Origin of the sequence: Kineococcus esterisolvens (assembly GCF_050871405.1) — a bacterium.
Taxonomy (GTDB): Bacteria; Actinomycetota; Actinomycetes; order Actinomycetales; family Kineococcaceae; genus Kineococcus.
On record NZ_JBJLRI010000028.1, the window covers coordinates 35,476 to 47,534 of the forward strand.

Sequence of the window (12,059 nt, forward strand, 5' to 3'; positions counted from 1 at the left end):
GTGCTCAGCCGGCCGGCAGGTAGCGCCGCGTCGCGGTGCCGTTGAGCTCGAAGTCGCCGATCGCGCGGCAGCGGTGCACCGCCGGGTTGTGCGAGGCGATGGTGCGGGCGTTGCGCCAGTGCCGGTCCAGGCCGCGCTCGGCGTCCACCGCCGACGCCCCGCCCACCTCGAACAGCTCCGCGGTGGCGTCCACCACCAGCGGGAGCACCACCTGCTGCGCCCGGAACACCTCCAGCTGGGCGTGCCGCAGGCCCTCGGCGGCGCCCTCGGCCCCCGCCAGGTGCGCGGCCAGGGCGCCGTCGAGGGTGCGCGCGCAGCTCAGCACGAGCCCGCGCGCGGCCGAGGCGGAGCTGGACAACCGGCCCACCACGGCCTGCACGAGGTGGTGCTCGCGGGGCGCCACCTGCCCGGCGTAGCCGAAGATGCGCCGTCGCCCGCGCACGAACTCCACCGTGTCGTCCAGGGCGGCGTGCGCGACGCCCGCCGCCACGGCCAGCAGGACGAGCTGGAAGAACCCCAGCATGTACGTCTGCGCGTCGTCGTCGGGGTCGATGGTGCGCACGTGCTCGCGCTGCACGGGCACCTGCGTGAACGTCGTGGTGCCGCTGCCGGTGAGCCGCTGCCCGAACCCCTTCCAGTCGTCGGCCACCTGCACGCCCGGTGCGGACGTCGGGACGAACACCTGCACGCTGACGTCGCCGAACGTCGCGGAGGTGTCGATCCAGTCCGCGTAGATCGAGCCGGTGGTGTAGAACTTCCGGCCGTCCAGCCGCAGCCCGTCCGGCGTCTCGGTCAGGACGGTGGACAGGTCCGAGGTGTCGGAGGACTCCGAGACGGCGTTGCCGACGAGCTGGCCGTCCAGCACCCGCCGCCACCACCGCTCGCGCACCGCCGGGTCGGGCTCGAAGTACTGCTTCTCGACGAACGCCAGGTGGCCGCGGAAGACGTGCGCCACGTTGCAGTCGGCGCGCGCCAGGCGCACCAGGCGCTCGAACAGCGTCTCCAGCGGCGCACCCTCACCGCCCGCGGCGGCGGGCACGTGGGCGGTGCCGAACCCGGCGGCGGTCAGCCGCCGCACCAGGTCCACCGGCAGCTCGCGCTCCCGCTCGCGGCGCGCGGCGCCCTCACGGGCCTCGGTGAGCAGGTCGGTGAACACCTCCTCGCGCAGCGCGCGGGGGGAGGGGGTGGTGGCGTGGTCGTGGTGCACCGCGCCACCGTGCCACAGGCCCCGGGCGGTTCAGCCCCGCCGGTGTCGCTCGCGCCGGGCGTGGCGGGAGACGAGGCGGTCGGCCAGGGCGGCCGCGGCCGCCACCCGCCGCGTCCCGGCGCAGTGCCGCGGCACGCACGGCGGGCCGATCGGGTGGTGCCGGCGGTGCCGGTGGTGCTGCAGGACGTGCATCGCGGTGACCAAGGTTCTGCCCTCCTCGAGAGCTCCATCGCTCTGTGATGCACGTCACATCATCGCGCAGTCGCCGGCTCTCCGCAGCCCGGGAGCCGCGCCGGTCACGGCAGCCGGAGCATGCCCTCCTGCGCGACGCTCGCCACCAGCCGCCGCTGCCGGTCGTAGACCCGCGCCGTCGACAGCCCCCTCGCGCCGGCCGCACTCGGGCTCTCGGCCACGTACAGGAACCACTCGTCGGCGCGCGCCGGGCGGTGCCACCACATGGCGTGGTCCAGGCTCGCCACGCTCAGCCCCGGCGTCGCCCACACCAGGCCGTGCCGGCGCAGCACCGGCTCCAGCACCGTGAAGTCCGAGGCGTACGCCAGCGCCGCCCGGTGCACCACCTCGTCGTCCGGCAGCGCCCCGTCCAGGCGCATCCACACCGCCTGCCGCGCGGTGCGCTCCCCGGCCGGCGTCAGGTAGATCGCCGGTTCCACGTGCCGCACGTCGGTCAGGCGACCGCGGCCCAGCTGCCGGGCCGCCGGGTGCTCCACGGCGTCCAGCAGCTCCAGGTCGCTCGTCAGCTCCTCCGGCTCGGGCACCTCCGGTGCCGGGTCCGCGTGCTCCAGACCCTCCGCCGGCGCCTGGAAGGACGCGATGCCGGAGAGGATCGCCACCCCGTTCTGCAGGGCCTGCACCCGCCGTGCCGAGAACGAGCGGCCGTCGCGCAGCCGCTCCACCGCGAAGTGCACCGCGACGTCCGGGTCGCCCGGGCGCAGGAAGTAGGCGTGCAGCGAGTGCACGGGCCGGTCGGCGGGGACGGTCCGCGAGGCCGCCACCGTGGCCTGCCCCAGCACCTGCCCGCCGAACAGCCGGGGCCGCCAGCCCGGCAGGTTCGGGGCGGTGAACACGTCCGCGGCGTCGGGGACGGGCTGGACGTCCAGGACGGGCAGCAGGGGGCTCGGCTCGCTCACGCCCGGAGGCTACCCAGCGGGGCACCACCGTGCCGGTGCGCACCCGCGGCGCTAGCGTCGCGCCCGTGCTCGCCGCCCGCGCCGTCCGCAGCTCGCCCGACGACCCGCTGTCCGCGCTGGAGGTCGCCGACCGCCCCGCGGCCGACCCACCCGCCGGCTGGGTGCGGGTCGCGGTGCGCGCCGCCGCCCTGAACCGCCACGACCTGTGGAGCCTGCGCGGTACTGGTCTGCCCGCCGACCGGCTGCCGATGGTGCTGGGCTGCGACGCGGCCGGAACCACCGACGACGGCACCGAGGTCGTCGTGCACGCCGTCGTCCCCGACGAGCACTTCCGCGGCGACGAGACCCTGGACCCGCGCCGCACCCTGCTCTCCGAGCTGCACCCCGGCACCCTCGCCGAGCACGTGTGGGTGCCGCGGCGGAACCTGCTGCCCAAGCCCGCCGGGTGGTCGTTCGAGCGGGCCGCGTCCCTGGGCACGGCCTGGCTGACCGCGTACCGGATGCTGTTCACGCAGGCGCGTGTCGTGCCGGGGCAGACGGTGCTCGTGCAGGGTGCCGCCGGCGGGGTCTCCAACGCGCTGATCTCGCTCGGCGCGGCGGCGGGCCTGCGGGTGTGGGTCACCGGCCGCTCCGGGGAGCGCCTCGCGAAGGCCGCCTCCTGGGGCGCCGCGGCGACGTTCCCGGCGGGGGAGCGGCTGCCCGAGCGCGTCGACGCGGTGTTCGAGACCGTCGGGAGGGCCACCTGGCAGCACTCGGTGCGCTCGCTGCGGCCCGGCGGCACGATCGTCGTCTCCGGTGCCACCACCGGCGGGGACGCTCCCGCGATGCTGGAGCACGTGTTCTTCCGCCAGCTGCGCGTGCTGGGCTCCACGATGGGCACCCGCGACGAGTTCGAGCGGCTGCTGCGGTACTGCGAGCTGGCCGACCTGGCGCCCGAGGTGGACTCGGTGCACGCGCTCGCCGACGCTCGGGAGGCGTTCGCCCGGCTGGAGTCCGGCGAGGCGGTCGGCAAGGTCGTCGTCACCGTCTGACCCGGCACCGCCTGACCGGCACCGTCCGGCTGGCGCCCTCCGCCGCCGGACGTGGCGCCCGGGAGTGGTTCGGGGGGCGTAGCCGGGGTAGGGCGGTGGGCATGGACCTGAACGACCGGTCGATCGTCCTCACCGGTGCCGGCAGCGGCATCGGCCGTGCCCTGGCGCTGCAGCTCGCCGAGCGCTCCGCGCGCCTGACCCTCGTGGGCCGGCGCCTCGAACCGCTGGAGGCGGTGGCCGCCGAGGTGGGTGGGCGCGGCGGCCGCGCCCACGTCGTGACCGCCGACCTGACCGTCGCCGGGGCCCCCGCGCGCGTGGTCGCCGCCGCCGAGGAGGCGTTCGGCGGCGGCCTGGACGTCCTGGTCAACAACGCCGGCAACGTGCGGGCGGGCCGGCTGGAGTCGCTGGAGGAGAGCGAGGTCCTCGCGCAGGTCGCGCTGAACCTCACCGCCCCGATCCTGCTGACCCGCGCCGCCCTGCCCGCCCTGCGGGCCGGCGGCGAGGGGCTGGTGGTGAACGTCTCCTCCGGCATCGGGCTGGTCGCGCTGCCGTTCTACGCCACGTACGCCGCCACCAAGGCCGGCGTCGCCCACTTCGGCGACGCGCTGCGCCGCGAGCTCGCCGGGGAGGGGGTGCGCGTCCTCAACGTGTACCCCGGTGCCACCAGCACCCCGATGATGGACAGCTCCCGGGCCGGTGCCGAGCACGGCTTCGAGTACGAGAGCGCCGAGGACGTCGCCGCCGCCACCCTCGCCGGCATCGCCGACGGCAGCCTGCGCGTGGTCCGCGGTGGGCAGCGGCGACGGGACGCGATCGTGCTGGACCGCGAGGACCCGGCCGCGCTGGACGAGGTGCTCGCCGCCCGCAAGGACGCCCTGGAGCGGGCCGTGGCCACCCACTCCAGCCTGTGAGGTCGGCGGCCCGCGCCCCGGCCGGGGCGGGTCCCTGAGACGGTCCGGAGTCGTCCGGGAAACGCGGAGGAGGCGGTGTGGCGGGCGGTGCGGCGGACGGTGCGGCGGAGGGCTTGAGCACCGCCGAGGTGCTGCGCGGTGTGGGGCGCGCCCTCGCCGGAGCGGTGCTGTTCGCCCTCCCGATCTTCATGACGATGGAGGTGTGGTCGCTGGCCGTCAGCGTCACGCGGGTGCGCCTGGTGCTCCTCGTGCTGGCCGGTGTCCTGCTGTCCATCGGGCTGGCGCACTACTTCGGTTTCGTGAACAAGGAGCGGATCGGGGCGCTGGACGCCGTCATCGACGCCGGCGTCGCGATGCTCGCGGGGCTCGTGGCCGCCGCCGCGGTCCTGTGCCTCCTGGCGGTGGTCGAACCGTGGCAGGGCTGGCGGACCGCGCTGTCCGTGGTGGCCCTGGAGGCGCTGCCGGCTGCGATCGGCGCCTCCTTCGCCCGTTCGCAGCTCGGCGCGGACCGCCGGCGGGCGTACAAGCACCACGCCCAGTGGCGTGAGGGTTTCCTGATGGCGGCCGGTGCCGTGGTGGTCGCGGCGAACATCGCCCCCACGGAGGAGGTCGTCCTCATCGCCGCCCGGATGAGCCCCGTTCACGGGGCCGTCCTCATCGCCTTCGAGCTGGCCCTCATGCACGCCTTCGTCTACGGCCTGCGCTTCCGCAGCGGGACGAGCCTGCAGGGCGGCACGTGGAAGGTGCTGCTGACCTGGACGGTGATCGCCCACGTCATCGCCCTGGGGGTGAGCGCGTACCTGCTGTGGACGTTCGGCCGCTTCGACGGGACGGGCCTGTCGCAGGTCGTCATGGAGACGGTGGTGCTGGCGCTGCCGGCCGGCCTCGGGGCTGCGGCCGCCCGGCTGGTCGTCTGAGCTAGCGACCGACCGGGACGTGGACCGGGGCGGGTGCCGGGACGGGTGTCGAGGGGGAGGGGAACTCGTGGGGATGCAGGAGCAGTGGGGCACCGGGGGCGGCGAGCTCGCCGGCCGTGCGCGGCTGAACCGCCTGGAGGCGGTGCTGGGTGCCCTGGGGGGTGCACTGGTGCTGGCGCTGCTGGCCCACCTCGGGCACGAGGCCCTCACCCGCAGCTCGGCGCCGCGCCTCGAGGCGCGCGTGCGGGAGGTGAGCCGGGGACCCGCGGGTTTCGCCGTGCAGGTGGACCTGCTCAACGGGGGCGGGCGGACCGCCCAGGACGTGCAGGTCACCGGCGAGGTCACCTCCGGCGGGCAGGTGGTGTCCGAGGCGACGGCGACCGTGCCGTACGTGCCGGCGGAGAGCAGGCGCCGGGTCGTGCTCGTCTTCGCCACCGATCCCGCCGGTGGCCGGCTGCAGGTCCGCGCCGACGGGTACACGGTCCCCTGACCCCGCCGCCGGCGGACCGGGCGCGCACGTCGAGGGTGCGGCTCCGGGGGCCACCTCCTACGGTGACCGCGGCGGCTCGAAACGAGGGCCTCGAACGTGCGACTCCCAGTGGAGGTTCCCGCGTGGACCTGAACGACACCGCCCGGCCGGAGTTCTTCACGCTCTCCTCCGGGCAGCACGATCTGATCCTCTACTCGATGGTCGTGGCCGGGCTGGCCCTGTTCGCGCAGTTCGTGCGGACCTGGAACTCCACCGGCGAGGTCGGCGCCCGGTACCGCCCCGCGGTGCTGGCGTCGCTGTCCGTCACCGGGGTGGCGACCCTGGCGTACGTGCACCTGGTGGTGAAGTTCGACCAGGGGTACGTGTACGCGGATGGGCGGTACCTGCCGAACGTGGAGGCGCTGAACACCCTGATCCCGCGGTACATGGACTGGTCGGTGACCGTCCCGCTGCTCATGGTGGAGTTCCTGGCCGTCTCCTCCCTGGCCGGTGCCCGGGCGCGGTCGACGCGCTTCGCCCTCGTCGCTGCGGCGTTCCTGATGATCTTCACCGGTTACCTGGGGGCGACCGTGGACGGTGGCGGCTCGGACCGGACCGAACTGCTGGTCTGGGGCCTCGTCAGCACCGCGTTCTACGTCGTGCTGCACGTGCTGCTCATCGGCGTGCTGCGCTCGTCGAAGGGCTCGATGAGCGCCGAGGCGTACGCCTCCTACCGCAACGCCGGGATCCTGCTGCTGAGCGTGTGGGGCTGGTACCCGATCGCCTACGCCATCCACAACTGGCTGCCCGGCGCGAACTGGACCACCACCATGCAGGTCGGCTTCTCCTTCGCCGACATCGCCGCGAAGGTGGCGTTCGGGGCGCTGATCCACAAGGTCGCCAAGCTGCGCACGGCCGAGGACGTGAACGCCGGGGAGGAGACGCACCCGGAGGACGTGTGGATCTCCTCGGTGAAGAAGTCCGAGGGGGTTCAGCCGCTGCTGAAGGGCGTCGTGCCCACGGGCGGGACCGGCGGCACCGCCGCGCACACCGCCACCGCCGCGCACACCGCCACCGGTGCGCACACCGTCGACGTCACCTCCGCCGAGCGCACCGCCGGGCGTTCCGCGGGTACCGAGCCCCCGAAGGAACCGTGACCTCCGCGGCCGAGCACGGCCGCCTCGCACGACCCGCCGGCCCGCACCACCCGGTGAACCACCGGGCCCCGTGCCGGACGGGGCCCAGCGTGCGGGGGCCCGAGGCCGCCGCGACCGCGCTGTCGCTGGCGGTCCTGGGCACCGTCCTGCTGGTGCAGCTCGGCGCGCCGCAGGTGTGGCGCGAGCACGGGTGGGTGGTGCTGGTGGCCGGGTTGCTGGCCGGTCTGCCGCACGGTGCGGTGGACCACCTGGTGCCGGCGTTCGTCCTGCGCGAGCGGGCACCGCGCGTGCTGCTCGTCGCCACCGGTTACGCCGCGACCGCCGCGGCGGCCTGGCTGCTGTTCCGCACGTTCCCCGCCGCCGCCCTGGTGGCCTTCGTGCTCGTCTCGGTGCTGCACTTCGGCTCCGGGGAGGTCGCCTTCGACGACGAGCGCGCCGGGCGGGTGGTCGGCACCGGCCGCGACCGCGACGTGCTCGCGGTGGTGGCCACCGGCGGTGCGGTGCTGGTGCTGCCGGTGGTGGGCGACGCGGTGTCGGTGGCCCCGATCATCGCCCTGGTGGTGCCCGGCAGCAGCGGCGTCCTGCCGTGGTGGCTGACCACGGGGGCGACCGTGCTGGTGCTGAGCGCGGTGGTGCTCACCGTCGCCCGGCGCCTGCACCGGCACCGCCGGCTGGCGGCGGCGGAGGTCGCCCTGCTGGCCGCGGTGGGGCTGCTGGTGCCGCCGCTGGTGGCGTTCGGCGCCTACTTCGGCGGCTGGCACGCGGTGCGCCACGTCGGGCGGCTGCTGGCCGAGGACCCCGCCAACACCGGCGACCTGGCCGCTGGGCGCCTGGCGCGCCCGCTGGGCCGCTTCGCCCTGGCCGCGGCCGCACCCACCGCGGTCAGCCTGGCGGCGCTGGGCGCGCTGTGGTCGACGACCGACGGCTGGCGCGGCTTCGTCACGGCGGACCTCGCCGTCCTGGCGGGTCTGACCGTGCCCCACGTGCTCGTCGTGGCCTGGTGGGACCGCCACCCCCGCGCGCGGTCCGCGCCGCCCGGCGCGCACCGCTAGGAGCCGGCCGGGCCGCGGGGCAGGGCGGCGAACCGCCCGGGCCGGGCGCCCCTCATCCCTCAGGCGGCAGCGCCCGCCCCCACCGGTGCGCCGAGGGGCGCGTGCGGGCTGTCCGGCAGGTCGAGCGAGCTGGTCCCCTCGAGGGGGGGAGCAGGGGCGTCGATCGCTGCCCGGCACTCACCGGCCACGTCCCGGGCTCCGCCCAGGACGCCGTGCAGGTCGAAGACGGTGAACACCCGCTGCACGTGAGGGGGCAGGGCCGCCACGCGCAGCCGCCCACCGCGGTCGCGGGCCTCGTGGTGCGAGCGCACCAGGGCGCCCACCGCGTGGCAGTCCACGAAGGTGGTGCCGGACAGGTCGACGACGACGCTGCGGGACCGGGCCAGCGCGGCGGTGATCCCGGTGGTCAGCGGCTCGGCGGCCGCGGCGTCCAGTTCCCCGTGGACGCTGACGACGCTGACGACCCCCGCCCAGCGGCGGCGGACGGAGAGGACGGGAAGAGGGTTCAGAACGGTCCGATCAGCTGCGTGAGGTCACAGCCCGCGGGTGGACCGGCCACTTCCTCGAACGGTCCCTGCGGGCGGGGCATTCCCGGCCACCCCGACCCGTCCTCGTCCGTCACTCGCCCCGTGTCGGCGGCGGGCGCATGGTCCGGGCGACGCCGGGTACCGCCACGGGTGCGGGTGCGGACGCGCCCGGCACGCGACGACAAGGAGGCGACACACGTGGTGGACCACTCGCGCGCACCGGTGCTGGAGGCGCTGGCCGCCTTCCAGGAGCGGGGGGACGTCGTCTACGGCCCGCCCGGGCACAAGCAGGGCCGCGGTGCGGACCCACGCCTGGTCGAGCTGATCGGGGAGGGCGTCTTCACTTCCGACGTGCTGACCCTCAACGGCCTGGACGACCGGCGCGAGTCCCAAGGCGTGGTCTCCCAGGCCGAGGACCTCATGGCCGACGCCGTGGGTGCGGACGAGGCGTTCTTCTCCACCTGCGGCAGTTCGCTCTCCGTCAAGGCTGCGATGATCTCGGTGGCCGGTCCCGGGGAGAAGCTGTTGATCTCCCGCAACGCGCACAAGTCGGTCATCGCCGGCGTGATCGTCTCCGGCGTCGAGCCGGTGTGGGTGCACCCGCACTTCGACGAGCACCTGCACCTGGCGCACCCGCCGGAACCGCAGGACGTGCGCCGCGCCCTGGAGCAGAACCCGGACGCGAAGGGGATGCTGCTGATCTCCCCGACCGACTGGGGCACCTGCGCCGACATCGCCGGCACCGCTGAGGTGTGCCACGAGTTCGGCGTCCCGCTCATCGTCGACGAGGCGTGGGGCGCGCACCTGCCGTTCCACCCCGACCTGCCCTCCTGGGGCATGAACGCCGGAGCCGACGTCGTCGTCACCAGCGTGCACAAGATGGGCGGCGCGATCGAGCAGAGCTCGTGCTTCCACCTGAAGGGCGACCTGGTGGACCCCGACGTCCTGAAGCAGCGCGAGGACCTGCTGGGCACCACCAGCTCCTCCGCGCTGGTGTACCTCACCCTGGACGGCTGGCGCCGGCAGATGGTGGAGCAGGGCCGCGAACTCCTCGGGACCGCCCTCGAGCGCGCCGTGCGGGTGCGCGCCGCCGTGGACGACCTCGACGGGCTGGACCTCATGGGCCGGGAGGTGGTGCGCCCGCAGGGTGCCTTCGACCTCGACCCGCTCGCCCTGACCATCGACGTGCGCCCGCTCGGCATCAGCGGCTACCAGGCCGGCGACTGGCTGCGCGCGAACTGCCGCGTCGACGCCGGATCCGCCGACGCCTGCCGCATCGGGATCCGCCTCACCCACGCCGACGACGACGACACCGAGCACCGGCTCGTGGCGTCGCTGCGGCGCCTGGCCGCCGAGAGCGGCGAGATCGAACGGCAGCCGCGGACCCGGCTGCCGCAGCCGGGCGCGCTCGAGCTGCGCAACGCCATGACCCCGCGGGAGGCGTTCTTCGCCCGCGCCGAGCAGGTGCCGGTCCAGGACGCCGTCGGCCGCGTCGTCGCCGAGATGGTCTCCCCCTACCCGCCCGGCGTGCCGGTGCTGGCACCCGGCGAGGTCGTCGACCAGCAGGTCGTGGACTATCTCACCACCGGTGCCGCCGCCGGGATGCTCGTGCCCGACGCGGCCGACCCCTCGATGAAGACGCTGCGCGTGGTCGCCGGGTGAGCGCCGAGGAGGCCGAGGAGCTGCTGCGGGAGGTCGTCGGCTTCCTCGTCACGCTCGTCGAGGCCTGCGGGGCGGTCGTCATCGCCGTCGGCGCCGTGTGGGCGTTCACCCGCTTCGTCGCCGTGGCGGTGCGCGGCGGTGGTTCCCGGCGGTTCGTGCCCGTGCGCCTGACCCTGGGCCGGTTCCTCGCGCTGGGGCTGGAGTTCCAGCTCGCCAGCGACGTGCTGCGCACCGCCGTGGCACCCAGCTTCGAGGAGCTCGGCAAGCTGGCGGTGGTGGCCGCCATCCGGACGGCCCTGAACCACTTCCTGTCCAAGGAGATCGCCGAGGAGCGGCGGCAGGTCGCCGAGGAGGAGCGGGGTTCCGGGCAGGACTCCGCGCGGGAGGAGCCGCCACCGGCGTCCGCGGTGCCGGAGCGGGAACGGTGACCGGCGCCGCCGCGGTCCTGCCGACGCTGCTCGCGCTCGGCGTCGCCGCGACCGCGCTCGTGGCCGCCGTCGCCGTCCTGCTGCGCACCCGCCGCCCCGCGCTCGCGCTCGGCGTCGGCCTGGACCTGCTGCTGGCCGCGGGCCTGCTGCGCCTGAGCGCGGACCAGACGTGGCGGCAGCTGGCCACCGCCGCGACCGTGGTGGCGCTGCGCTGCCTCACCACCCGGGGGTCGCGGACCGGGGCCGCCGCCTGGCGCGGTCCCCGGCCCGCGACCGCCGGGCACCACGACCACGACCTCGACCGCTGACCGGGGACGGGGAAGATCGCGTGGACGCCGCAGCGCTGGACGCGCTCATCGACGAGCTGAGCGCCGTGGGCGACCCCGTCGCCGACGCCCTCGCCGACGAGCTCGCCGCCCACCCGCAGCACCGGGCCCTGCTGGAGCGAGGGCTGCGGGAGGGCCGCGACGCGCTGGGGGACCCGACCGGGGCGCCGGCGCTCGCGGCCTTCCTGGGGGAGCTGGAGACCCTCACCGCGGCTGCGCCGGACGACCTGCTCGACCGGGCGTCGCTGCCGCACTTCACCATCTCCCCCGCCGAGCACGTCCTCGACCTCGGCGCCGCGGCCCTGATCCACTCCTACGCCCCGCCACGCACCGCCGCCGTCCTCGTCGGCACCGGCGAGCTCACCGGACGGGCCCTGGAACGGGTCACCGACACCGGGCGGTGGAACGCCGCCGCGCTGGTGCCCGGCTGGCTGCGCCAGGGGGAACCCGGCTACGTCGCCACCGCCCAGGTGCGGCTCGTGCACGCCCGCGTGCGCCGCTCGGTGCGCCGTGCCGCCGGCGACGCCGGTCCCGTGCCCCTGCACCAGGTCGACCTGGTCCGCACCTGGCTGGACTTCACCCTCGTGACGATGCGCGCCGACGCCGCCCTCGGCCTGGACCTCACCGGCGCCGAGGAGAACTCGCTGTACGCGTACTGGCAGCACCTGGGACGGTTGCTGGGCATCGACCGGCGGCTGCTGGTGGGCGCCGCCTGCCGCGCCGGTGCGGAACTGCTCGCCGAGCGCATCGCCGCCGTCACCGGGCCGCCGAGCGAGGACTCCCGGCGCCTGACCCGCGCCGGGCTGGACGCGCTGGCCGGGGCGCTCGCCGACCTGACCCCCGCACCCCGGCGCCTCGCCGGGCCGATGGTGCGCGCCGCCTGCCGCGCGATGCTGGGGGACGAGCTGGCCGACCAGCTGGGCGTGCCCCGCTCCGCAGCCGCCGCAGCGGCCCTGCGCCCCCTGGTCGCCCTGACCCGCCGGCGGCGGCTGCTGCTGCGGCGGGACGCGGTCGCCTGGGAACGCCTCGTGCGGGCCAACGTCGAGGCCACGCGCGCCTTCGCGCTGGACGGCGGGCCGGCCGGGTTCGCGCGCTGAGGTGGGGGGGGGGGGGGGGGGGGGGCCCCCCCCCCCCCCCCCCCCGGCCCCCCCCCCCACCCCCCCCCCCAACCCCGGGGCGGCGTTGGACCCCCCCCCCCCCCCCCCCACCCCCCCCCCCCCCCCC

General features: G+C 75.9%; 14 protein-coding genes. 10 read left to right on the forward strand and 4 right to left on the reverse strand.

Annotated features, from left to right (window positions below; all coding sequences use genetic code 11):
• Positions 1-4: 4 nt before the first annotated feature.
• The 3 genes from ACRYR8_RS10925 to ACRYR8_RS10935 all read right to left on the reverse strand — a co-directional run bounded on the left by ACRYR8_RS10925 (position 5) and on the right by ACRYR8_RS10935 (position 2,355).
• Positions 5-1,207, reverse strand: coding sequence for an acyl-CoA dehydrogenase family protein (locus tag ACRYR8_RS10925; RefSeq protein WP_432484504.1), 1,203 nt, complete (start codon positions 1,205-1,207; stop codon positions 5-7).
• A gap of 30 nt (positions 1,208-1,237) precedes the next feature.
• Positions 1,238-1,411, reverse strand: coding sequence for a hypothetical protein (locus ACRYR8_RS10930; RefSeq protein WP_432484505.1), 174 nt, complete (start codon positions 1,409-1,411; stop codon positions 1,238-1,240).
• 92 nt (positions 1,412-1,503) lie between these two features.
• Positions 1,504-2,355: an acyl-CoA thioesterase gene (locus ACRYR8_RS10935; protein ID WP_432484507.1), complete on the reverse strand. Its 852-nt coding sequence runs from the start codon at positions 2,353-2,355 to the stop codon at positions 1,504-1,506.
• 65 nt (positions 2,356-2,420) lie between these two features.
• On the opposite strand from ACRYR8_RS10935, the gene ACRYR8_RS10940 reads away from it, so the two are divergent.
• The 6 genes from ACRYR8_RS10940 to ACRYR8_RS10965 all read left to right on the forward strand — a co-directional run bounded on the left by ACRYR8_RS10940 (position 2,421) and on the right by ACRYR8_RS10965 (position 7,892).
• A complete protein-coding gene (locus tag ACRYR8_RS10940) occupies positions 2,421-3,386 on the forward strand; it encodes a zinc-binding dehydrogenase (RefSeq protein WP_432484509.1) in 966 nt (321 codons plus the stop codon).
• Positions 3,387-3,487: 101 nt separating this feature from the next.
• Positions 3,488-4,297, forward strand: a complete 810-nt coding sequence (locus ACRYR8_RS10945) for an SDR family NAD(P)-dependent oxidoreductase (protein WP_432484511.1) — start codon at positions 3,488-3,490, stop codon at positions 4,295-4,297.
• Positions 4,298-4,374: 77 nt separating this feature from the next.
• On the forward strand, positions 4,375-5,214 hold the full coding sequence (locus tag ACRYR8_RS10950) for a TIGR02587 family membrane protein (protein WP_432484513.1): 840 nt from the start codon (positions 4,375-4,377) through the stop codon (positions 5,212-5,214).
• A 67-nt stretch (positions 5,215-5,281) separates the two neighbouring features.
• The gene (locus tag ACRYR8_RS10955; RefSeq protein WP_432484515.1) at positions 5,282-5,704 is read left to right on the forward strand and encodes a hypothetical protein; all 423 of its coding nucleotides are present in this window, start codon (positions 5,282-5,284) and stop codon (positions 5,702-5,704) included.
• Positions 5,705-5,826: 122 nt separating this feature from the next.
• Positions 5,827-6,840, forward strand: a complete 1,014-nt coding sequence (locus ACRYR8_RS10960; protein WP_432484517.1) for a bacteriorhodopsin — start codon at positions 5,827-5,829, stop codon at positions 6,838-6,840.
• A gap of 89 nt (positions 6,841-6,929) precedes the next feature.
• Positions 6,930-7,892: a Brp/Blh family beta-carotene 15,15'-dioxygenase gene (locus tag ACRYR8_RS10965; protein ID WP_432484519.1), complete on the forward strand. Its 963-nt coding sequence runs from the start codon at positions 6,930-6,932 to the stop codon at positions 7,890-7,892.
• Between the two features lie 59 nt (positions 7,893-7,951).
• Here ACRYR8_RS10965 and ACRYR8_RS10970 read toward each other — a convergent pair whose 3' ends face one another.
• A complete protein-coding gene (locus ACRYR8_RS10970; protein WP_432484529.1) occupies positions 7,952-8,401 on the reverse strand; it encodes an STAS domain-containing protein in 450 nt (149 codons plus the stop codon).
• A 219-nt stretch (positions 8,402-8,620) separates the two neighbouring features.
• Between ACRYR8_RS10970 and ACRYR8_RS10975 the strand changes: the two genes are divergently transcribed.
• From ACRYR8_RS10975 to ACRYR8_RS10990, 4 genes are read left to right on the forward strand one after another with little or no spacing between them, the layout of a single operon-like run.
• On the forward strand, positions 8,621-10,081 hold the full coding sequence (locus tag ACRYR8_RS10975; RefSeq protein ID WP_432484531.1) for an aminotransferase class I/II-fold pyridoxal phosphate-dependent enzyme: 1,461 nt from the start codon (positions 8,621-8,623) through the stop codon (positions 10,079-10,081).
• Positions 10,078-10,509 carry a DUF1622 domain-containing protein gene (locus tag ACRYR8_RS10980; protein WP_432484521.1) on the forward strand — a complete coding sequence of 144 codons (432 nt, stop codon included), beginning with the start codon at positions 10,078-10,080 and terminating at the stop codon, positions 10,507-10,509. The genes ACRYR8_RS10975 and ACRYR8_RS10980 overlap by 4 nt, the downstream gene beginning before the upstream one ends.
• On the forward strand, positions 10,506-10,817 hold the full coding sequence (locus ACRYR8_RS10985) for a hypothetical protein (RefSeq protein WP_432484523.1): 312 nt from the start codon (positions 10,506-10,508) through the stop codon (positions 10,815-10,817). The genes ACRYR8_RS10980 and ACRYR8_RS10985 overlap by 4 nt, the downstream gene beginning before the upstream one ends.
• Positions 10,818-10,837: 20 nt before the next feature.
• Positions 10,838-11,932, forward strand: a complete 1,095-nt coding sequence (locus tag ACRYR8_RS10990; RefSeq protein WP_432484525.1) for an oxygenase MpaB family protein — start codon at positions 10,838-10,840, stop codon at positions 11,930-11,932.
• The last annotated feature ends 127 nt before the right edge of the window (positions 11,933-12,059 follow it).